The organism is Melaminivora sp. (assembly GCF_032059615.1).
In the GTDB taxonomy this organism is placed as follows: domain Bacteria; phylum Pseudomonadota; class Gammaproteobacteria; order Burkholderiales; family Burkholderiaceae_C; genus Melaminivora.
The window spans coordinates 1-18,275 of the sequence record NZ_DAMCAM010000039.1; the positions used below are offsets into that span (position 1 = coordinate 1).

The following is an 18,275-nucleotide window of genomic DNA, read 5'->3' on the forward strand; positions in this document are numbered from 1 at the left end:
CTGGTGGCCGGTGCTGCTGGCCGCGCCGTAGTCGCCGGTGCTGCTGGCCGCGCCGCGGTTGCCGGTGCTGCTGGCCGCGCCCTGGTAGCCGGTGCTGCTGGCCGCGCCCTGGTAGCCGGTGGCGTGTGCAGGAGAGTCTTCATCGATCGGCTCGCACCGACTGGTCACGTACTCGACGGCAGCCTTCACCAGGCCGGGGATTCCGATCTCGGCCTTGATCGTGATCTTCGAGCTGGCGACTTTGGTGTCTTCGTCGTGCCGGCTCAGGACGCCTGATTGCTCCACGATGGCGAAGCGGCTTCCCGCGGGGGCGTAGTAGTCGAAGACGTTGAGCGGGTGCTCGCAAGCGTGAAAGCCATGGCTGCACGCCTTCGCACCAGCTTCGTTCTCGTAGGTGCTGCCGATGGCGTACTGAAAGCCGCGGCACTGCAGGTTCGCATCGAAGCCCTTATAGGTGGTGATGGCTTCGCTGGCCGGTGCCGCCTTGCGCGGCTTGGACTGCTTGCGGGAGGGTTGCACTGTTCACTCCATCGTTGGCCCACGGGGTGTGGGGATGGAGTGAACTGTAGCAATTGCTATTGCTGCCGTCAAGTAGCAAAAGCTACTCATATTCGCTTTTTTCTCTACACTCCCTCTCACGCCCCTTGGGCGTAGGAGTCAGAGATGGGAGTGACAGGCGAAAAAAAGCGGGTGCTTTTGACGGAAGTCGGCGCGGTTGTGCTGGTGCCGGCGGCGCATGGGGTTGACGCCTATGTGCTGGCGCCGGTGTTTGACCAAGAGACAGCGGGCACCGGCAATGCGGCGACCTCTGCAACCTGGCGCTGGATCGCAGAAGTGGCGCTGAACGCGCAATTACATGGCGCTTGCGAGGAGACGAGCGCGAGCGATCCGATGGCTGCGCTGGCGGCGGAGCACGTGGCGCAGTTTGCTCACGCCATGACGGGCCTGGTTAATCCGCTTTGGCCCGCCGATGGAATCATTAATCAGCCCAAACCGGCTCCTGGCCTGCAAATCGTTCCAATACGCGGCGTAGGGCGTTGGATTTTCCAGCCCGACGTAACTGAAAGTGGTGCACGGCCCACATGCCATGAATGGCAGACCGAAGCGTCGAATAGTCCCTGATGAATTTCTCGGTGTCGCGCACCGTTTCATGCATCTTTCGCGCTCGCGCCAGTGTGCTTTTCAACTCCGACGGCGGCCCACGCCCCGCTCCTGCTACCTCTGCCGGCCAGTTTTCCGCGGTGTACGTGATGTCGCTTACTCGCCTGCTCATGTCGCCAAACAACACGGCCAAGCCGTGGATGCGCGCTGCCTCCACAACATCAACCTTGGCCGAGCTGCGTTCATCGGCGCGTTTGAGTTCGCGCAAAACCCGGCCGTCCATCTTCGCAACAGCTTTCAGGTTGTCCCAGAATGCTGTGTGGCGTTGGAGCGAGCCGCGCAAATTGAGCAGGTACTCCAGCGCCTCGCGACACGGCTCCACCAATGTTCCAGCGTGTGCGGCCAGTAGGTGAGCCTCGGCAATCGCCGCGGCCACAGCGGCGCGCTGGTCGGCTTGGCGCTTGCGTTCCACGTAGCTAGTCTGAAACTCTTTAAAGTCCAGTCCAAGATCGCGGGCGCCACATTGCCAACCCATGATGGTTTCTCGCCCGTCCTTGAGTTTGAGCAAGAACCCCTTGTAGTGCAGGCGGTTGCAGCCATTGACCCCGCATCGGACAACGCCCTGCTTAGAGCCGCTGACACGAGGCAAGTCGTACCCAGACAAAATCCCCTGCAAGTCGTCCAGCGTCATGCGCAACTCGGGGACAAAAGCGGAGCGCGCCAGCCAATCTGCTTCGCTCTGGATGCTGACAAGTTCCATTACCGCAGGCCCTGCCTTTCAGTCTTTCTCCTCTCCCACGGCGCCACCGGCTCCCGGTCGGCCCACAGCCCCGGACGCCGCTCCCGTGCATCCGCCTCGATCCCTGCCAGGTGCTGCCGGCTGCGCTCTCCGAGAGGCTGACGCTTCTCGGGCGCATCGATGCCGGCCAGGCGGACGTTGACTTGCTGGTACGGGTGCGCTGCGTCTTGTGTCGGGCAGCGGGCCGTCAGGGTGTCGCCGTCGCTGATGCCGACAACGAGGCAGATCAGGGTGGTGGAGATCACAGCTTTCTTCCATTCCAGACCCAGACCACGCGCCCCACGACACGGATTTGCCTGTCGCCGTCGAGCGTCTGCACGGTCTTGACGGTTGGGTTGTCGCTGGTCACGTCGTGGCCACCGTTGAACCGCTCGGTCACGCGCTTGATGAACAGCCGGCGCTCCGTGGCCAGTACATAGACGCCATCAGCACCTGAAGGGTCGCACCGGCCTGTGTCCACCAGCAGGATGTCGCCGTCCTCGAACGTCGGGTGCATCGAGTCGCCGTAGGCGTGGATGAAGCGCAGTGCCTCGGGCTTCGTGGGGCGGATGCGTTTGGCCAACCAGTCGGGCGAAAGGGCGATCGCGCCCACCACCACGTCATCGTGCTCTTCGTCGGAGCCTGGGCCCATGCTGCCGGCGTTGGCCAGCAGCGGAACGCGCACCGCAGGAGCTCCAGGCGCGGGGGTGGGGCTGAGCGCAGGCACCCTCGTACCTGCCTGCGCCTCTGACGGCGGGTCAAACCATCCGGAGTACCCCTGCAGGCCCTCGGCAACCTCGATGGTCTTCTCGGTAATCGGGCGCTCCCCGCGAAGCATCTGGCCGACAAAGGCGCCGTCCTTGTAGCCCAGCCGCCGGCCAAGCGGCGCATTGCCGCCTTCGGCCTTTGCCATATCCGCAAGGCGCCTGATCCGCCAATCCTGCACTTCGCTCGCTTTCATGCCGGCACAGTAGCAGGCGCTACAAGAGCATTGGCTACTTTATATTCGGTAGCAAATGCTATAGATTGGCGGTCATGAAACTCTCCGAATACCTCGCAAGCCCCGGCGCATTGAGCGTTTCGGAGCTGCGCGCTCGCATCGGCGCTCGCAGCGATGCGCAAGTTCGCCAGTGGCAACACGGCTACGCCAACCGCTTGCCCGGCCCTGTGTATTGCCTGGCTATTGAGCGCGCCACCGGTGGCGCTGTCACTCGGCGCGACCTGCGCCCTGATGACTGTCACCTCATTTGGCCCGACTTGGGCCGCCCCGCTCCCAAGGAGGCCGCTCATGGCTGAAGCAACTTCCTCGCAGACGTGCGCCTGGGTGCAGCCTGTTGCGCTGCGGGAGCCGATCAGGGTTCCTTGCGCAGCCCATCCAGCATGTGACTGCAAATCTCCTTCGTCCTCTGAAGGATCGCCATCTCCACTTCCTGAATCGTCCGACTGCCAGCGCCCTGCGCAATCTTCGGCAGGGGTATCTCCATGACGATTTTCTCGCCGCTGGACAGCGTGTATTCGAGCCGTGACAGCAGGTTGTCGTTGGCTCCGTTCTCCAGTGTCAATCGTGATTGCGTGTTCATGTCCGCCCTCCTTGGCGATGCTGGTGTAGGAGCTCGCATCGTATGCCGGGGAAGGGCGGGCACCCCATAGCCCCCTCACTTCGCCCACCCCCAGGCCGCGCACCGGATGTGTAGCTCACCCGCCACCCACAGCATGACCAGTCTCGTTTCGACCTCCGCGAACGCGCGCTGCCCGGCCCGGGTGGCGGCGGGCACGAGGCTGACTCGTCGGCTGGCGTGCTCGATGGTGACGCCGGGTGCTTGCGGAGTGGGTTGTTCGTTTTCCATGCCGCGCATCGTCTCGCGCGGCACCCATCCGCGCCATCTCCAAGTTGCCCCGGCGCGGACATCCAGCCTTTAGGAGATCCGGATATGAACCCTCTTGACGCCCTTCGCCTGATGGTCGACGCCTACCCCGGCGGCCGCGATGCGGTGGCGCTGCGCCGCGGCAAGTCGCCTGAGGTGCTGCGCAAGGAGCTGGCTGGCGCCGCCGGCTTCAAGCTCGGTGTGGTCGACGCCTGCGCCATCGCCGCCATGTGCGCGGAGGTGGGCAGCGAGCACGCCGATGCCTACGCCCAGGCCGTTGCCGCGCACTGCGGGGCCCAGGTGGTGGCCCTGCCGCAAAGCGGCGACACCGGGGCCGACCTGGTGCAGCGCGCGTCCGCCATGGTCAAGGAGGCGGCGGACGTCATGGGCAGTGTGGCGGCTGCTCTGGTGGACGGCGCCGTGTCGTCGAACGACGTGCGGGCCATTGAGCGCGAAGCCGCCGAGGTCTCTGCCGCCATTCTCTCGATGCTGCGCGCCATGCGCGCAGCCCACCAGCAGACGCTGCGGGCAGCACCATGATGGCCGAGGCGACCGACCTGCGCGCCTTCAACGGTGCAGCCATCCCCGACGAACTCAAGGCCCTGCCGCGCTGGGCACCCTGGAAGGCCGAATTCAACGCCAAGCGTGGCAAGTTCGACAAGATCCCCCATCGCGCCGACATCCCCGAATACCGCCTGTCCACGGCCAACCCTGACCGCTGGTTCAAGTTCGGCGCCGCGGTAGCGGCCTTCGAGCGCGAGGCGCCGTCGTTCGCTGGCGTGGGTTACGTCATGACCCGGCCCCATGGCATCGTCGGCATCGACCTGGACGACTGCGTGCACGACGGCCAGGTGGCCGACTGGGCGCGCGAGGTCGTAGACACCCTGGCCAGCTACACCGAGGTCAGCCCCAGCGGCAAGGGCCTGCGCATCTTCGCGCGTGGGTCCACTGACGACTGGACCAACCACACCGTGGGCGTGGAGGTCTACGGCGGCGCCGAGCCGCGCTTCCTGACCCTTACAGGCCAGCACCTGTCCGGCACGCCCGTGGCGCTGCGCGACGTGCCCCCACCCGCGCTGGAGGCCTTGCGCGCGCAGTACGGGCGCGACGCCGAGCGCGCCGCGGTACCGGCCATCGAGATGCCCGAGCTGCTGGACGACTTGGTGCTGCCCGACTTGGCCAGCCTGAACCTGCCCTACGCCGCGCGTGACTTCCTGCTGGAGGGCGACACCCGCGGCGACCGCTCGCGCGAGTTGCACGCGGCGGCAGTGGCCCTCTACCAGTGCGGCCTGCCCGACGATGAGGTGCTGAGCCTGCTGGCCGGCAGCCCGCACGCGATGGAAGTGGCGCTGGATCACCGCCGCCAGGACCCTGACCGCGCGCTGCTGTACCTGTGGCGCGAGCACTGCCTGAAGGCCAAGCCCAAGGGCGAGCAGCGCAAGCTGGCCACGGCCGACGACTTCGAGGACGTGAGCGAGCAGGGCGCTACCGCGCACGAGGCCCTGGAGAAGCTGGGCAAGCCGATGCGGTTCCAGGTGCTGAGCGTCCGGGAGCTGCTGCAGCGGCCCCGCGCAACATGGTTGGTTCGCGGCGTGCTGCCCGGCAAAGGCATCGCCATGGTCTACGGGGAATCGGGGTCGGGCAAGAGCTTCTTCGTGCTCGACTTGGTCGCCGCCATCGCCAGGGGCGAGGACTGGCGCGGTCACAGGATCGAACGCCCACACCAAGTGGTCTATGTCTGTGCTGAGGGTGAAGAGGACTTTCGCGATCGCGTGCAGGCCTACTGCGACTTCAACGGGCTGGATGATCTGTCTCTGGGCGTGGTGCCCGATGCGCCCAATCTGCTGCTGCGCGAGGACGTGAAGGATCTGCTTGCGTCCGTGCGCCGGTTCGGTACCCCATCGATCATCGTGATCGACACCTTGGCTCAGACAACGCCGGGGGCCAACGAGAACAGCGGCGAGGACATGGGCAGGGCCTTGGCCCACTGCAAGGCCTTGAACCGCGCCACAGGCTCGCTGGTGCTGCTGGTGCACCACAGTGGCAAGGACAGCACCCGCGGGGCGCGTGGCTGGTCCGGTATCAAGGCTGCGGTCGACGCCGAGATCGAGGTGGAGCGCCTCGGCTCGGGCGACTTCGGCGATCTGCGATCCGCCCGGGTCAGCAAGCTCAAGGGCGGCCGCGACGGGGCGGAGTTCGGATTCCGCCTGAACCTCGTCGCCATCGGGCAGCACGACGATGGCGAGGTGATCAATTCGTGTGTCGTGGGCTACGAGACGCCCAAGCCCAAGGGGCAGCGCAAGGAAGCCCCCAAGGGCGAATGGCAACGGGTCGTCCTGCGAATTGCCGGCACGCTCACGGACCTGGACGATGCGGTGACGTCGAACGACCTGATTGAGGCCGCGGTGAACGAGATGCCGGGCCCGGACCACGGCAAGCGGGACAACCGCCGGCGCGACGCGGCACGGGCCTTGGAGTCGCTGGTCGCTGGCAACCATATCTCTCTGGCGGATGGCCTAGTGAAGGTGCTGGCATGAATCCGCAGAAAAACGCACGCTCCATTTACTCCCATTGCTCCATTGGAGCGCAGCGGAGTAATGGAGAAAGCAAATCTGATCGTGCTCCATCTACTCCAATTGCTCCATCGGAACGCCAATGGCGCACCGATCCATGCTCCATTTGCCCCGCCCCCTACGTAGTAGGGGGTGGCGAATGGAGCAATCGGCGGAGCAGTTGGGGCAAGAGCAACCGACGGCCGCCCAGGTGAGCGGGCAAAGAATTGCTGAAAACTTTTACCGAAATAGCCGACATGCCAAACAAAAAATTCAGGTTCCTGTCGCTGGATGAATTCGAAACGTCGATGACCCCGACAAAAAAGACTCGCCTCGCCAAGGCCATCGGCAGGTGGTATTCGGTAGGTCGCGGCGCGAGCAACCTAGCCCTGGCGATGTCCCAGGTGCCGGAGTCGAAAAACGAAGTTGTTGTCCGCGGCGAAACCTTGGCCCAAGTGCTGTGGCAGGGTGAGCAATGGGCAGTCACCGAATACGGCATCGAGGCCCGCGACGGGACGTACCAGATCGAAGCGAAGCTGCTGAGCGAGCGCAACGGAGACCACACGCTGATGCACCACATGGCTGAAAAGCCCTGGGTGGACATGCGCGATTTCGCGCTGGCGTTCGCCATCGCCTGTGCGGTGTTCGAAGTGCCGTTCGATAAGGGGGTTGCTTGACCCGAGCCCCTATCGACTTCCACCACGTCCCGGCCGAGCATCGAGAGATCGACGCCCGGCTGCACAACTGGGCGCGCTGGTGCAATGGCGGCTGGGGTGCCCCGTCGTCCTCGCCGATGTTCCGCCTGACGCCGCGCCCGCCAGCCGCGCGCGGCGACATCGCCGACCATGGCCCCCAGGTGGACAGCGCCGACGCCTCGCGCATTGCGGTCGCGGTGACGGCGCTGCCGGAGAAGCACCGTAAGGCCATTCAGTGGGCCTACGTCAAGCCGGTGAGCCCAAGCCGGGCCTGCCGCGAGATCGGCGTCTCGATGCTCGACCTGTCGCTGCTGCTGCGCGACTCTCGGCAAATGCTGATCGTGCGCAAGGCTTGACATCTCGCCGGCGGGCTGGGTTAGAATCCCGCTAACGCCTGAGCGACGCGCTGACGCAACAACAGGGGCGACCATCCGCACACGGAGGCTGCCGCGTCAGAAAAGCTCAGGAAATGAGCCCTCCCATTGCGGATGGTTCGTCGTTTCTGGATCAGCACATCTCAAGCCCGCACGGATTGCCCTGCGGGCTTTTTTGTTTCCGCAAACCCTGCAACCCACTGACACGCTGCCTGCACGAGGCCGGCGTGAAGGCCAAGAAGGCCCCAGCGCACCGTGGGCAAACGGACGCCGCTTCCTGCAGCGCCCGGCGCAACCAGCTCGCATCTCCCGAGTTGCTGGCGCTGCAGGAGGCCTACCTTGAGGATCGCCATGGCCTGGAGCAAGGAAAGCCGCCATGCCCGCGGCTACGGCGCCGAGTGGGACAAGCTGCGCGAGCAGATCCTGCAGCGCGACGGCTACCTGTGCCACTGCCCCGAGTGCCAGGGCGGCAAGCTCCGAGCCCTGCCAGCACACGAGGTGGACCACATCAAGCCCAAGGCCTGGTTCCGATCGGGACGAGCCAAGGGCAACCCCGACGATCCCCGTAACCTGCGGGCCGTGAACCGCGACTGCCACAAGAGACTGACCGCGGTGCAGAAGGGCCACAGGCCGGCGGTGCGGATTGGGGTCGATGGCTTCCCTGTCAAGGAGTGAACATGGCTCGGATCAAGATCACAGGCAGCGGCCTGCATGGCGAGATTGCCGTGAACGGCGCGAAGGTGCCTGAAGTGATGTCGGCCGACCTGTGCATGCGTGCAGGCAGCCTCGCCACGCTCTCGCTGGAGATCGCCGCATCCCCCGTTGAAGTGGAAGCGGAAGGAGAGGTCCGGATCACCAGTACAGCCCAACCCGAGCACATCGAGCGCGCTTCTCCAGTACCTGAGCGACAAGTACGCCGATGACGATGCGGGCAGGCGCGCCCAAGTGCATCACCTTGGGGATGAGTTCCCTCGGACGCTGATCGTCCCGCCTGAGCCCGCCTGACGCGAGCCAGGGCCGCCCGCGAGGGGAGGGGCACCCAAAAAGTCTGGAGCCTTCCCGGCTAGGACCGACCTCCGACCACAATTTTCACGCCGTCAGGATAGAAAACCCGATTTTTGAGAGGCCCACCATGCCCGGCCCAGGAAAGAAGCCGGCCGCCCTCAAGGTGATCGCCGGCACCCAACGCAAGGACCGCGAGCCCGATGGCGCGGTCGAATTGCCCACCATCACCGAAGTTCCGCCGCCGCCCGACTGGCTGCCCAACGGCCACGCCATCAAGGAGTGGCAGCGCCTGGCCCCGATCCTGGTGGCCAACAAGCTGCTGACCGAAGGCGGCCTGTCTGCACTGGGTCAGCTGTGCGCCCTGCACGGCAAGGTCGTGCAGCTGTACGCGGCCGGCGAAGCGCCCGTGGCGTCCATGGTTGGCCAACTGCGCAACCTGATCAACGACTTCGGCCTGACGCCGGTAGCGCAGGGGAAGGTGAAGCCCATCGGAGAAGGACCAGCGAAGAATGCCTTCTCGAACAATGGAGGACGCAAGCGCGCCTCGTGATTACGTCGCCATCGCCCGGGCCTATGCCAAGAAGGCGCTGGACAAGAAGCACCGCAAGCGCTTCGGCATATGGATTCGTCTGGCCGCCGAGCGCTTCCTGAAGGACCTGGAGCGCGCCGAGGAGAAAGGGGCGCCGTTCTACTTCGACGAGTGGCATGCGAACGATGTGTGCGACTTCGGGGAGAAGCTCCCGCACGTTGAGGGCAGGTGGGAGACCCCTACCATCGTCTTGCACGAGTCGCACATTTTCTTTCTGGTGCAGCTATTCGGGTTCCGCAACACGGACGGCACGCGGCGCTTCACTACGGCCCTATTCGCCATCGCGCGGAAAAACGCCAAGAGCACGCTGGCGGCGGTGATATCGCTGTACTGCCAAGTGTGCGAGGACGAAGAGGGGCCGCAGATCATCACGGCGGCTACCACCTACAAGCAGGCGGCCATCGTGCTCAACGTCGCGCGCCGCATGGTCGAGAAAACCCCGGACCTACGCGAGGCCTTCAGCATGGAGGTGTTCGCCAAGGCGATAGCCAGCTATGGCAACGGGGGAACCTACCAAGCACTGCACGCCAAAGCCAAGTCTCAGGACGGACTGAATCCCTCGTGCACGGTGCTGGACGAACTGCACGCCCATCCGAACCACGACCTGCTGAACGTGCTCAAGTCGGCGGCCGGCGCACGGAGTAACCCGCTGTTTCTGTACCTAACCACCGAGGGCTATGACACCCCGGGCCCGTGGAGTGAGGAGCGCGAATTCGCCAAAAAGGTGCTGCGCGGCATCGTGGAGGCCGACCACTACCTGGCCATCTACTACGCGGTGGATGAGAAAGACGATGACCTGGGCACCGAGGCGGACGAGGATTTCGACGAGGAGGCATGGCACAAGGCCAACCCCCTTATGGAAGCGAACCCGCTGCTGCTGAAGGAGATCCGCAAGGCCGCGGTGGAGGCAAGGGAAAAGCCAGGCACCTACGCCGAATTCAAGATCAAGCGCCTGAACCGGCCTTCTTCGGTGGCCGGTGGCTGGGTGAACCTGACGAAGTGGCGCGAGTGCCGCGCCGCGGTGGACCTTGAAGCCCTGCGCGGCGTGCCGTGCTGGGGCGGCCTGGACCTGTCGAGCACCAACGACCTGACCTCATTCCGGTTGGTCTGGCGCTTGGATGGCTGGCTCTACACCTACGGCTGGCGCTGGGTGCCGCCGGCGGCCACGCGCCGCCGCGTCGCCCGGGGGCTGGTGCCGTACCAGGCCTGGATTGAGGCGGGGCACCTGATCGAGTCGGGCAGCGAGGTCATCGACTACGCGCCCATCGAGGCCAAGGTGCTGGAGGTGCGCGACACCTTCAACTTGGTCACGGTGGCCTACGACAACTGGAACGCCGTGCAGACGGTGCAGCGCCTCAAAGAGGCCGGCGTGCCAATGGAGCTTTTCCGGCAGGGGCCGCAAAGCTACCACCCGGCGATGCAGGACCTGGAGCTGCATTACATGGCCGGCAAGCTGGCCCACGGCAACGACCCGGTGCTGAACTGGAACGCTTCCAACCTGGTGGCGCGCGAAGACGCGAACCTGAACAAGGCGCCGGACAAGAAGCGCTCCACCGAGAAGATCGACGACATGGCCGCGTTGCTGATGGCGACCGGGGCCAGTCTCACGCACGCAGTCCAGGGAGGCCTTGACGGGTTCCTGCGCAGCGGCATCAAGGCAGGAGCCAAATGACGAAACCAAAGCACAACCGCATCGGGCGCGTGCGCGCTGCGCTGCTGGGCTGGCTTGGCCAAGAGGTCTCCTCGACCGACAGCGACGGCATGGCCACGCTGTTTCCAGGCATGAGCATGGCCGGCGTGGACGTGAACGAGCGCACCATGCTCAGCCTGTCCACAGTGTGGGCGTGCACGCGACTGATATCCGAGACCATCGCCACGCTGCCGCTGTCGATGTACGAGCGCACGCCCACGGGCAAAAAGGTCGCCTCCGGCCACTGGCTGCACGGCGTGATCCACGACCGCCCCAATGCGGACAGCACGGCGTCCGTGTTCTGGGAGGCAGTCGTGGCGGCCATGCTGCTGCGCGGTGCCGCCAGGGCGGAAAAGCTCATGATCGGCACGCGCACCGTGGGGCTGCGATTTCTTGATCCCAACCGGCTGAGCGGCACGCGCATGCTCAACGGCACCACGGAATGGCGCTACATCGAAGACGACGGGCTGCAGCGCAAGATCCCAGCGGATCGCATCTGGCACATCCCCGGCTTCTCGCTTGACGGCAAGAACGGTGTGTCGGTCATCCGCTACGGTGCCCAGGTGTTCGGCAACGCCATCGCCGCGGATGAGGCGGCGGGCAAGACCTTCAAGGCCGGGCTATTGCAGACCCTCTACTACAAAGTCGCCAACTGGCTGACTGAGGATCAGCGCAAGGAGTTCAAGAAGGAGTATGTCGGCTCCATTGAGCGCGGCGAAGTGCCCGTGCTTGAAGGAGGTATCGACGTTGGAGCCGTGGGCGTGAAGCCGGCCGACGCCCAGCTGCTGGAGTCTCGCGGCTTCTCAGTAGAGGAAATCTGCCGCTGGTTCCGCGTGCCGCCCTGGATGGTCGGTCGCACCGAGAAATCCACGAGCTGGGGGTCCGGGATCGAGCAGCAAATGATCGGGTTCCTGACCTTCACGCTGGGGCCGTGGCTGCGCCGGATTGAGCAGTCCATCACCAAGGACCTGCTGACTCCAGCCGAGCGCCTGCGGTTCTACCCGAAGTTCGCTGTTGAAGGGCTGCTGCGCGCGGACAGCGCCGGCCGCGCCGCCTTCTACGGAGTGATGGTCGATAAGGGCATCCTGACTCGCGACGAGATCCGCGAGCTGGAAGACCGAGAACCCATGGGCGGCAACGCCGCCGTGCTCACGGTGCAGTCGGCGATGACCACGTTGGACGCCATCGGCCTGGGCTCAGACGCCCAGCAGGCGAGGGCGGCCATCCGCGCCTTCCTCGGATTTGAAGACGAGCCCTCGAAAGGCTGACCCATGACGAAACGAAACCTGCCGGCGGGCCCTGTTCCGCCGGCCGCCGGCGTGCGCGCGCGTGTCGGCTACGAACTCGCGCCACGCGCTTTGGAGCTGTGGCGCCCGGTGGCCGCGGCCGAGGAAAAGGGCGAGGCCACGATCTCCATCCTGGATGCCGTGGGCTTCGACCCATGGTCCGGGGACGGCGTGACGGCCAAGCGCATCGCAGCCGTGCTGCGCAACATCGGTGAGCGCGATGTCACCGTGCACATCAACAGCCCGGGCGGCGACGTGTTCGAGGGCTTCGCCATCTACAACATGCTGCGCGAGCACCCGGGCCGTGTCACGGTGAAGGTGCTCGGCATCGCGGCGTCCATCGCCTCTGTGATCGCCATGGCCGGCGACGAGATTCAAGTGGCACGCGCCGGCTTCTTCATGGTGCATAACGCCTGGGGCGTGACCGTGGGCAACCGGCATGACATGCGCGCGGCCGCAGAAATGCTCGAACCCATCGACAACACCATCGCCGACATCTACGCGGCACGCAGCGGCATGGCAGCGGCGAAAGCCTCTGAACTCATGGACGCCGAGAGCTGGATTCCCGGCGCCGATGCCATCGAGCGCGGCATGGCCGATGGCCTGCTGTCGGCAGACGCTGTACGCGACGCAGAACCCACTGCAAGCAATGCGGTGCGCCGCCTGGACATGGTGCTGGCCAGCAGCGGCATGCCGCGCAGCGAGCGGCGAAAACTCATCCAAGAAATCAAGGGCACGCCCAGCGCTGCCCTCGACGGCAAGCCTGGCGCTGCCGACCCGGCCCTTGCGGCCAATCTCGTCGACCTGATGGCCTCGCTCACGAGGCTGGAGGCGGCGCCAAGCAATCTCCGTTTTTGAAGGAAACCATCATGGAAATCTCCGCATCCGACCTGCTCAAGCAGGTACAAGCCGCCGTGGACAAGGCATCCGGCGAATTCAGCAAGCGCGCCGAAGAGGCACTGAAGGAGGCCAAGAATTCGGGCGACATGTCCCAGCAGACGAAAACCGCCGTGGACAAGATCGCCAGCGAGTTCAACGCCCTGAACAAGGCCCACGAAGAGCTGAAGGCATCGCTGGGCGAGGTCGAGCAGGTCGTGGCCGCCGCCAACACGCAGGGCCGCGGCGACACGCGCGCCCAGACCGTGGGCGAGATCCTGGCCAAGAGCGACGCGCTGCAGGCTTTCGCGCAAAGCGTGCAAGGCGGGCGTCGTGTCAACATCCCCGTGACCCGTGCCGCGCTGATCTCCACCGGCGTGGCTGAAGGCGTGGTGGAGCCGCAGCGCCTGCCCGGCATCGACGTCGCTCCCCGCCAGCGCCTGTTCATCCGCGACCTGATCGCTCCTGGCCGCACGACCAGCCCGGCCATCTTCTGGGTGCAGCAGACCGGCTTCACCAACAACGCCGCGGTGGTGGCGGAGAACACGAAGAAGCCCGAGTCGGAAATCACCTTCGCCACCAAGATCACGCCGGTGAGCACCATCGCCCACCTGTTCAAGGCGTCCAAGCAGATCCTGGACGACTTCGCGCAGCTGCAAAGCACGGTGGACGCCGAGCTGCGCTTCGGCCTGAAGTACGCCGAGGAGCAGGAAATCCTGTTCGGCGACGGCACCGGTGTGCATCTGCACGGCATCGTGCCCCAGGCGTCGGCCTATACCCCGGCCTTCACCCCTGAGAAGGTCACGCAGATCGACCACCTGCGCCTGGCCATGCTGCAGGCCCAGCTGGCGCGCATCCCCGCCACCGGCCACGTCGTGCACTTCACCGACTGGGCCAAGATCGAAACGCGCAAGGATTCCCTGGGCCGCTACATCATCGGCAACCCGCAGGGCACCACCAGCCCGAGCCTGTGGAACCTGCCGGTGGTGGCCACGGAAATCCCGGCCTTCGTCGGCAAGTTCCTGACGGGCTCCTTCCAGTACGGCGCGCAGCTGTTCGACCGCGAAGACGCCAACGTTGTGATCTCCACCGAGAACAACGACGACTTCGAGAAGAACATGATCACCGTGCGTTGCGAGGAGCGCGTGGCGCTGGCGGTCAAGCGCCCCGAGGCCTTCATCTACGGCACCCTCCCTGCCGATCCCGTCACTCCCTGACGCCCACGGCCGGGCACCTCTCGCCAGGCGCCCGGCCTCACTGGAGATAAGCCATGAAGCTGACCACTACCCGTCCCATCCTGATGGGTAAGGACGTGCTGGTTGAAGGCCAGGAGTTCGACACCACCGAGCAGCACGGCCGCGAGCTGGTCGCCCGCGGCTACGCGCAGCCCGGCGACGAGGCAGGCGACGACAAGGAATCCGCCAAGAAGCCCGGCCGCAAGCCCAAGGACGAGAAATGATCGTCAGCCTGGACCTCGCCCGCGACTACTGCCGCGCCGACAGCGCCGACGACGTGGTGCTGGGCGCGCTGGTGGAAGCGGCCGAGGACTGGGCGGCGATGTTCCTCAACCGCAAGGTGTTCGCGGACCAGACCGCGCTGGACGCTGCGGTGCTCGCGGGCACCGCCGGCGACCGGCCGATGGTCGTCAATGCGGCCTTCACTGCCGCGGTGCTGGAGATCGCGGCCGATCGCTACGCCAACCGCGAAGACAGCGCCAGGGCCTCGACCATGACGCGTGCCGAGAAGATGCTCTGGCCGCACAGAATTGGACTGGGAGTGTGACCGTGCTGAAAGCCGGAGACCTGGACAAGCGCGTGCGCATCGAGGGCTACACGGTCACGCGCGACCCCGACTACAACACCGAGATTCGCACGTGGGGCCCTATCGCCACCGTCTGGGCCCAGGTCCAAGACGTGCTGCCCTCGAAGTCCGAGACCGTGCAGGACGCCGTGCAGATGGCCGAGCGCCCCAGCCGCGTGCGCATGCGCTACCGCGCCGGCATCACGCCCGACATGCGCCTGGTGGTGCTGGGCGTGGATGGTGCACCGGACCGCGTATGCGAGATCGTCGCAGGCCCCGCCGAACTGGGCCGGCGCGAGGGCATCGAGCTGCTGGTCAAGGACTATGGGGGCGCGCCATGAGTACCACGCAGGTCAAGGGGCTGAAGGAGCTGGCGCAGTTCATGCAGCAGCTGCCCGACAAGCTGCAGAACAACGTGATGCGCGGCGCCATGCGCGCTGGCGCCAAGGTGCTGGAGGCGCAAGCGGTGGCCAACGTCCCAGTGGACCAGGGCGACCTGAAGGCCAGCATCAAGGTCAGCACGCGCAACCGCCGCGGCGTCATCACGGCAAGCATCAAGACCGATGTGTTCTACGCAAAGTTCGTGGAGTTCGGCACTGGCGCCCACTGGATCAAGGTGCGGCCCGACGAGAAGCCCAAGGCCAGCCTCAAGACGCTCAACAAGGCGTTGGCCAGGGGCTCGCTGAGGATTGGCGAGCACTTCGTGGGTGCGTCCGTGGCCCACCCGGGCGCCAGTGCCCAGTCCTTCATGAGGCCTGCCCTGGATGCCAAGGGGGCCGAGGCTGTCGTGGCTGCGGGCAACTACATCAAGCAGCGCCTGGCCACCAAGCACGGCCTGGACACCTCAGGCGTCAGCGTGGAGGCAGACAACGAATGACCGCCCCCCAGGCTCCCAAGATCATCGTGGCGCTGCTCAAGGCGGACGCCGCACTGCTGGCCGTGGTGCCTGTTGCGCGCATGTACCCCGGCACGATCCCGCAGGGCGCGGTGTTTCCCGCTCTGGCCTACACCAACATCAGCGACAACGACCGCCACACCATCAGCGGCGACGAGTCCACGGTGATCGAGACCGGCCGCGTGCAGGTCACGGTGGCCGCCAAGGACTACCCCACCAAGGAGCGGCTGATCGGCTTGGTGCGCAACGCCTGCGCCGACAAGCGCGGGCAGGTCGCCGGCATCACCGTGAACAACGTGCGCAGCGCCGGCATCGGTCCGGACCTGGACAACGCCGACGCCGGCATCTTCGGCCGAACCATCGACTTCCTCGTCACGTCCCGGCGCGCCCGGGCCTGACCACTCCCGTTTGCCGGCAACGGCACAACCCTGGCCCGCTATCTGCGGGCCTTTTCTTTTGCACGAAAGGAAACTGCCATGGCAGTAGAAACCGTTGCTGGCACCACGATCAGCATCTCCCCCACCCGCCCCGCCGCCTTCGACGAAGCGGGCTACACGGCTCTCACGGGCTGGGCCAAGATCGGCGAGATTACCGATGGCGGCTCCCACGGCCGCCGCTACAACGAGGCCACGCACAACCCCATCGACACGCGCGGCACGCAGAAATTCAAGGGCTCCTTCAACGAAGGCACCAAGACGCTGCAGCTGGCGATGGACCGCTCCGACCCTGGCCAGGTGGTGCTGAGCGCGGCGCTGAACTCGGACGACGACTACAGCTTCAAGGTCGTGTACCAGGGCGGCGACATCGACTACTTCCAAGCCAAGGTGATGAGCTTCGAGAAGTCCGCCACCTCCGTGGACTCCATCCGTTCGGCCAGCGTGGAGCTGTCGCTGACCACCTCCAAGGACGGTATCGGCATCGTCGAGGTGACCGCCCCCTGATTCCCGGCCGCCAGGCCACCCTTGCACCGGCCCGGCTGCTGTCGCTCTTTTGCGGAGCGCGGCGGCTGGGCGCGGGCACAACCTCCCTCCGCAAAAGGAAAACCATGACCGCACTCAACATCAAGTCCAAGGCCGTCGCCGCCACCACGTTCCTGCACCTGAAGGACTCCAGCGACAACCTCCTGTACGCCGACGACGACAAGAAGCAGCCCGTGGGCGTGACCATCTACGGCCCGGGCTCCAAGGAGTACCAGCAGGCCCAGGTGAAGGTGAACAACCGCGCCGTGGCCCGCCTGCAAAAGCGCGGCAAGTTCGAGCAGACCGTGGACGGCAAGCTGAAAGAGCAGGCCGAGTACCTGGCTGACATCACCGAGTCGTTCCAGAACCTGTCCTACGACAAGCTGACCGGCCGCCAGCTTGCCCTGGCCGTGTACGGCGACCCCTCGATCGGCTTCATCGGTGACCAGGTGTCCGAGCACGTGAGGGAGTGGGGAAATTTTTCGGAGACCTCTTCGGCGACCTGACGCTGTACGTCAGGCAAATAGCCTGGTGGAACGCAACGCCGAAGAAACGGGACAAGGTCGGCAAGACCGAGAAGGAAACGGTCCTGCCGACCCGCGCCAAGCAGGCGCAGGACAAGGACGGGGAGCTGTACTACCCGCCCATCCCGCGCGAGGTGGCCTACCTGCTGGGCCACCTCGAGTCTCTGGGCTACAGCGAAGTGGGAATGGGCGGCCCGGTGCCGCTCAGCTGGCAGGAGATCGCAGCGTGGTCGCAGCTGCAGGGCGTGGAGCTCAGGCCCTGGGAGGCGACCGTGCTGCGCTCCATGTCGGAGCAGTTCGTGCGCGAGCTGTCCGAAGCCGAGAGCCACCTGCGCCCGCCGCCGTGGTCGCCGGAGCCCGAGCAGATCGACCAGCGTGAGCTGGCGCAGCGGATCAAGGATGTGCTGAGGGGGTAGGGTCAGTCTGAGAGCATCGACACCTTGAGCTTGATGGAGTAGCTCAATTGCTTGCCCTCTCGCCCCCTGCCGCCCCAACCGATATGCGCGCCGCAAGAGGTGACGGCTCCAGGAATGCCTTCGTCTTTGAGGCGCTCGCGGAAGTCAGAGGCATCGCTTCGGGAGAGGTGGCCGACGTGATGGCCATCGATGACCACCATGACGGCGTCTTTGTCGTGGGGGTTGCTGTCCTGCGGGACCAGGAAGGCGGTGCACTTCTTGTCGGCATGCGCGCCGCCGGTGTTGCCGGCCACTTTCGCGATCGCTGCGTGGTAGTGCGACTCGCCCACCACGTCGGTTTCGTCGTCGTCGGTCCAGTGCCGCACGGCGCGCAAGGCTGGCAACTGCAGCTGAGCGGACGGGCGAAGCGAGATCCAGATCATCGCGGCCGTCGCCAAGGCCAAGAGGATCAGAACGGTGGCGATGCTCATGGTGTCCCTCGCTGCTGTGAAGTAAGCAGAGGTTACACGATGGGCGCTCAGGCCTTACCATGACCTTTTCGGAAAGGAGGGGCTATGCGTATTTTTGCCGCCGTGTCGGCCGCAGCGTTGTTGGCTGCTTGCCAGCCAGCACCAAGCATGGATGACATCAAAGGGCAGGTGCTTCAGGACAGCATCGACCAGTACAACATCGTGGCCAAGAGCGGGTCAGTGACGGACAAATGCGTCCATGCCGGACTTGCTGCAGCTGCAGCCGTGCAGGCAAAAGACTCAGCCGCCTTCGAGCGGTGGAAACAAACGCAGCGCGCGGATTGTGCGGCTGCCGGTGTTCCCCAATAGATTTTCGAGATGACCTGCCGGATCTCGGCAGAACAATGAACAAGGCTCGCTT

General features: G+C 65.4%; 27 protein-coding genes and 1 pseudogene. 21 read left to right on the forward strand and 7 right to left on the reverse strand.

The features are described 5' to 3' along the window. The 4 genes and pseudogenes from RT051_RS09780 to RT051_RS09795 form a co-directional block, all read right to left on the reverse strand. Positions 1–519, reverse strand: a pseudogene (locus RT051_RS09780) (hypothetical protein); the annotation flags it as partial. 460 nt (positions 520–979) lie between these two features. Continuing rightward, positions 980–1,861 (reverse strand): hypothetical protein, encoded by an 882-nt coding sequence (locus RT051_RS09785; protein WP_313075803.1) that lies wholly within the window; start codon positions 1,859–1,861, stop codon positions 980–982. Beyond that, a complete protein-coding gene (locus RT051_RS09790) occupies positions 1,861–2,145 on the reverse strand; it encodes a hypothetical protein (RefSeq protein ID WP_313075805.1) in 285 nt (94 codons plus the stop codon). Before RT051_RS09790 ends, RT051_RS09785 begins: the two co-directional genes overlap by 1 nt. Further along, the gene (locus tag RT051_RS09795; RefSeq protein ID WP_313075809.1) at positions 2,142–2,792 is read right to left on the reverse strand and encodes a S24 family peptidase; all 651 of its coding nucleotides are present in this window, start codon (positions 2,790–2,792) and stop codon (positions 2,142–2,144) included. The genes RT051_RS09790 and RT051_RS09795 overlap by 4 nt, the downstream gene beginning before the upstream one ends. A gap of 122 nt (positions 2,793–2,914) precedes the next feature. On the opposite strand from RT051_RS09795, the gene RT051_RS09800 reads away from it, so the two are divergent. After that, positions 2,915–3,175 (forward strand): YdaS family helix-turn-helix protein, encoded by a 261-nt coding sequence (locus RT051_RS09800; protein WP_313075813.1) that lies wholly within the window; start codon positions 2,915–2,917, stop codon positions 3,173–3,175. Positions 3,176–3,231: 56 nt separating this feature from the next. Here the strand turns inward: RT051_RS09800 and RT051_RS09805 are convergent, their stop codons facing one another. Continuing rightward, positions 3,232–3,459 (reverse strand): hypothetical protein, encoded by a 228-nt coding sequence (locus RT051_RS09805; RefSeq protein ID WP_313075816.1) that lies wholly within the window; start codon positions 3,457–3,459, stop codon positions 3,232–3,234. 75 nt (positions 3,460–3,534) lie between these two features. Then, entirely contained in the window at positions 3,535–3,726 is a 192-nt protein-coding gene (locus RT051_RS09810) for a hypothetical protein (RefSeq protein ID WP_313075819.1), read from the reverse strand. A gap of 84 nt (positions 3,727–3,810) precedes the next feature. Between RT051_RS09810 and RT051_RS09815 the strand changes: the two genes are divergently transcribed. The 19 genes from RT051_RS09815 to RT051_RS09905 all read left to right on the forward strand — a co-directional run bounded on the left by RT051_RS09815 (position 3,811) and on the right by RT051_RS09905 (position 17,405). Then, positions 3,811–4,284 carry a phage regulatory CII family protein gene (locus RT051_RS09815; RefSeq protein WP_313075822.1) on the forward strand — a complete coding sequence of 158 codons (474 nt, stop codon included), beginning with the start codon at positions 3,811–3,813 and terminating at the stop codon, positions 4,282–4,284. Beyond that, positions 4,281–6,281 carry an AAA family ATPase gene (locus tag RT051_RS09820; RefSeq protein WP_313075825.1) on the forward strand — a complete coding sequence of 667 codons (2,001 nt, stop codon included), beginning with the start codon at positions 4,281–4,283 and terminating at the stop codon, positions 6,279–6,281. The genes RT051_RS09815 and RT051_RS09820 overlap by 4 nt, the downstream gene beginning before the upstream one ends. A gap of 272 nt (positions 6,282–6,553) precedes the next feature. Further along, on the forward strand, positions 6,554–6,973 hold the full coding sequence (locus RT051_RS09825; RefSeq protein WP_313075828.1) for a hypothetical protein: 420 nt from the start codon (positions 6,554–6,556) through the stop codon (positions 6,971–6,973). After that, positions 6,970–7,347, forward strand: coding sequence for a hypothetical protein (locus tag RT051_RS09830; RefSeq protein ID WP_313075831.1), 378 nt, complete (start codon positions 6,970–6,972; stop codon positions 7,345–7,347). The genes RT051_RS09825 and RT051_RS09830 overlap by 4 nt, the downstream gene beginning before the upstream one ends. A gap of 369 nt (positions 7,348–7,716) precedes the next feature. Then, on the forward strand, positions 7,717–8,040 hold the full coding sequence (locus RT051_RS09835; protein ID WP_313075834.1) for an HNH endonuclease signature motif containing protein: 324 nt from the start codon (positions 7,717–7,719) through the stop codon (positions 8,038–8,040). Positions 8,041–8,042: 2 nt separating this feature from the next. After that, positions 8,043–8,288, forward strand: a complete 246-nt coding sequence (locus RT051_RS09840; protein ID WP_313075837.1) for a hypothetical protein — start codon at positions 8,043–8,045, stop codon at positions 8,286–8,288. 209 nt (positions 8,289–8,497) lie between these two features. Next, the gene (locus RT051_RS09845) at positions 8,498–8,920 is read left to right on the forward strand and encodes a hypothetical protein (RefSeq protein ID WP_313075839.1); all 423 of its coding nucleotides are present in this window, start codon (positions 8,498–8,500) and stop codon (positions 8,918–8,920) included. Continuing rightward, the gene (locus RT051_RS09850) at positions 8,895–10,631 is read left to right on the forward strand and encodes a terminase TerL endonuclease subunit (protein WP_313075841.1); all 1,737 of its coding nucleotides are present in this window, start codon (positions 8,895–8,897) and stop codon (positions 10,629–10,631) included. The genes RT051_RS09845 and RT051_RS09850 overlap by 26 nt, the downstream gene beginning before the upstream one ends. Further along, entirely contained in the window at positions 10,628–11,917 is a 1,290-nt protein-coding gene (locus RT051_RS09855; protein WP_313075844.1) for a phage portal protein, read from the forward strand. The genes RT051_RS09850 and RT051_RS09855 overlap by 4 nt, the downstream gene beginning before the upstream one ends. Positions 11,918–11,920: 3 nt before the next feature. Next, positions 11,921–12,793, forward strand: a complete 873-nt coding sequence (locus RT051_RS09860; RefSeq protein WP_313075846.1) for a head maturation protease, ClpP-related — start codon at positions 11,921–11,923, stop codon at positions 12,791–12,793. A gap of 11 nt (positions 12,794–12,804) precedes the next feature. Then, positions 12,805–14,028 carry a phage major capsid protein gene (locus RT051_RS09865; RefSeq protein WP_313075849.1) on the forward strand — a complete coding sequence of 408 codons (1,224 nt, stop codon included), beginning with the start codon at positions 12,805–12,807 and terminating at the stop codon, positions 14,026–14,028. A gap of 53 nt (positions 14,029–14,081) precedes the next feature. Continuing rightward, positions 14,082–14,270, forward strand: coding sequence for a hypothetical protein (locus RT051_RS09870; protein WP_313075851.1), 189 nt, complete (start codon positions 14,082–14,084; stop codon positions 14,268–14,270). Further along, positions 14,267–14,593 (forward strand): head-tail connector protein, encoded by a 327-nt coding sequence (locus RT051_RS09875; protein WP_313075854.1) that lies wholly within the window; start codon positions 14,267–14,269, stop codon positions 14,591–14,593. Before RT051_RS09870 ends, RT051_RS09875 begins: the two co-directional genes overlap by 4 nt. Before the next feature lie 2 nt (positions 14,594–14,595). Then, positions 14,596–14,952 (forward strand): head-tail adaptor protein, encoded by a 357-nt coding sequence (locus RT051_RS09880; RefSeq protein ID WP_313075856.1) that lies wholly within the window; start codon positions 14,596–14,598, stop codon positions 14,950–14,952. Further along, positions 14,949–15,488, forward strand: coding sequence for an HK97-gp10 family putative phage morphogenesis protein (locus RT051_RS09885; protein ID WP_313075859.1), 540 nt, complete (start codon positions 14,949–14,951; stop codon positions 15,486–15,488). Before RT051_RS09880 ends, RT051_RS09885 begins: the two co-directional genes overlap by 4 nt. After that, complete coding sequence (locus tag RT051_RS09890) at positions 15,485–15,904, forward strand: DUF3168 domain-containing protein (protein WP_313075862.1); 420 nt, start codon at positions 15,485–15,487, stop codon at positions 15,902–15,904. The genes RT051_RS09885 and RT051_RS09890 overlap by 4 nt, the downstream gene beginning before the upstream one ends. A gap of 78 nt (positions 15,905–15,982) precedes the next feature. Beyond that, positions 15,983–16,447 carry a phage tail tube protein gene (locus tag RT051_RS09895; RefSeq protein ID WP_313075865.1) on the forward strand — a complete coding sequence of 155 codons (465 nt, stop codon included), beginning with the start codon at positions 15,983–15,985 and terminating at the stop codon, positions 16,445–16,447. 104 nt (positions 16,448–16,551) lie between these two features. After that, the gene (locus RT051_RS09900) at positions 16,552–16,971 is read left to right on the forward strand and encodes a hypothetical protein (protein ID WP_313075867.1); all 420 of its coding nucleotides are present in this window, start codon (positions 16,552–16,554) and stop codon (positions 16,969–16,971) included. After that, the gene (locus RT051_RS09905; RefSeq protein WP_313075869.1) at positions 16,935–17,405 is read left to right on the forward strand and encodes a hypothetical protein; all 471 of its coding nucleotides are present in this window, start codon (positions 16,935–16,937) and stop codon (positions 17,403–17,405) included. Before RT051_RS09900 ends, RT051_RS09905 begins: the two co-directional genes overlap by 37 nt. Before the next feature lie 2 nt (positions 17,406–17,407). On the opposite strand, the gene RT051_RS09910 is transcribed toward RT051_RS09905, so the two are convergent. Then, entirely contained in the window at positions 17,408–17,875 is a 468-nt protein-coding gene (locus RT051_RS09910; protein WP_313075872.1) for a hypothetical protein, read from the reverse strand. An 84-nt stretch (positions 17,876–17,959) separates the two neighbouring features. Between RT051_RS09910 and RT051_RS09915 the strand changes: the two genes are divergently transcribed. Further along, positions 17,960–18,223 (forward strand): hypothetical protein, encoded by a 264-nt coding sequence (locus RT051_RS09915; RefSeq protein ID WP_313075874.1) that lies wholly within the window; start codon positions 17,960–17,962, stop codon positions 18,221–18,223. The last annotated feature ends 52 nt before the right edge of the window (positions 18,224–18,275 follow it).

Coding starts and splice junctions, on each gene's coding strand:
- RT051_RS09785 (WP_313075803.1), bottom strand. CDS start 1,861: ATGGAACTTGTCAGCATCCAGAGCGAAGCAGATTGGCTGGCGCGCTCC.
- RT051_RS09795 (WP_313075809.1), bottom strand. CDS start 2,792: ATGGCAAAGGCCGAAGGCGGCAATGCGCCGCTTGGCCGGCGGCTGGGC.
- RT051_RS09800 (WP_313075813.1), top strand. CDS start 2,915: ATGAAACTCTCCGAATACCTCGCAAGCCCCGGCGCATTGAGCGTTTCG.
- RT051_RS09805 (WP_313075816.1), bottom strand. CDS start 3,459: ATGAACACGCAATCACGATTGACACTGGAGAACGGAGCCAACGACAAC.
- RT051_RS09810 (WP_313075819.1), bottom strand. CDS start 3,726: ATGGAAAACGAACAACCCACTCCGCAAGCACCCGGCGTCACCATCGAG.
- RT051_RS09815 (WP_313075822.1), top strand. CDS start 3,811: ATGAACCCTCTTGACGCCCTTCGCCTGATGGTCGACGCCTACCCCGGC.
- RT051_RS09820 (WP_313075825.1), top strand. CDS start 4,281: ATGATGGCCGAGGCGACCGACCTGCGCGCCTTCAACGGTGCAGCCATC.
- RT051_RS09825 (WP_313075828.1), top strand. CDS start 6,554: ATGCCAAACAAAAAATTCAGGTTCCTGTCGCTGGATGAATTCGAAACG.
- RT051_RS09835 (WP_313075834.1), top strand. CDS start 7,717: ATGGCCTGGAGCAAGGAAAGCCGCCATGCCCGCGGCTACGGCGCCGAG.
- RT051_RS09840 (WP_313075837.1), top strand. CDS start 8,043: ATGGCTCGGATCAAGATCACAGGCAGCGGCCTGCATGGCGAGATTGCC.
- RT051_RS09845 (WP_313075839.1), top strand. CDS start 8,498: ATGCCCGGCCCAGGAAAGAAGCCGGCCGCCCTCAAGGTGATCGCCGGC.
- RT051_RS09850 (WP_313075841.1), top strand. CDS start 8,895: ATGGAGGACGCAAGCGCGCCTCGTGATTACGTCGCCATCGCCCGGGCC.
- RT051_RS09855 (WP_313075844.1), top strand. CDS start 10,628: ATGACGAAACCAAAGCACAACCGCATCGGGCGCGTGCGCGCTGCGCTG.
- RT051_RS09860 (WP_313075846.1), top strand. CDS start 11,921: ATGACGAAACGAAACCTGCCGGCGGGCCCTGTTCCGCCGGCCGCCGGC.
- RT051_RS09865 (WP_313075849.1), top strand. CDS start 12,805: ATGGAAATCTCCGCATCCGACCTGCTCAAGCAGGTACAAGCCGCCGTG.
- RT051_RS09870 (WP_313075851.1), top strand. CDS start 14,082: ATGAAGCTGACCACTACCCGTCCCATCCTGATGGGTAAGGACGTGCTG.
- RT051_RS09875 (WP_313075854.1), top strand. CDS start 14,267: ATGATCGTCAGCCTGGACCTCGCCCGCGACTACTGCCGCGCCGACAGC.
- RT051_RS09885 (WP_313075859.1), top strand. CDS start 14,949: ATGAGTACCACGCAGGTCAAGGGGCTGAAGGAGCTGGCGCAGTTCATG.
- RT051_RS09890 (WP_313075862.1), top strand. CDS start 15,485: ATGACCGCCCCCCAGGCTCCCAAGATCATCGTGGCGCTGCTCAAGGCG.
- RT051_RS09895 (WP_313075865.1), top strand. CDS start 15,983: ATGGCAGTAGAAACCGTTGCTGGCACCACGATCAGCATCTCCCCCACC.
- RT051_RS09900 (WP_313075867.1), top strand. CDS start 16,552: ATGACCGCACTCAACATCAAGTCCAAGGCCGTCGCCGCCACCACGTTC.
- RT051_RS09910 (WP_313075872.1), bottom strand. CDS start 17,875: ATGAGCATCGCCACCGTTCTGATCCTCTTGGCCTTGGCGACGGCCGCG.
- RT051_RS09915 (WP_313075874.1), top strand. CDS start 17,960: ATGCGTATTTTTGCCGCCGTGTCGGCCGCAGCGTTGTTGGCTGCTTGC.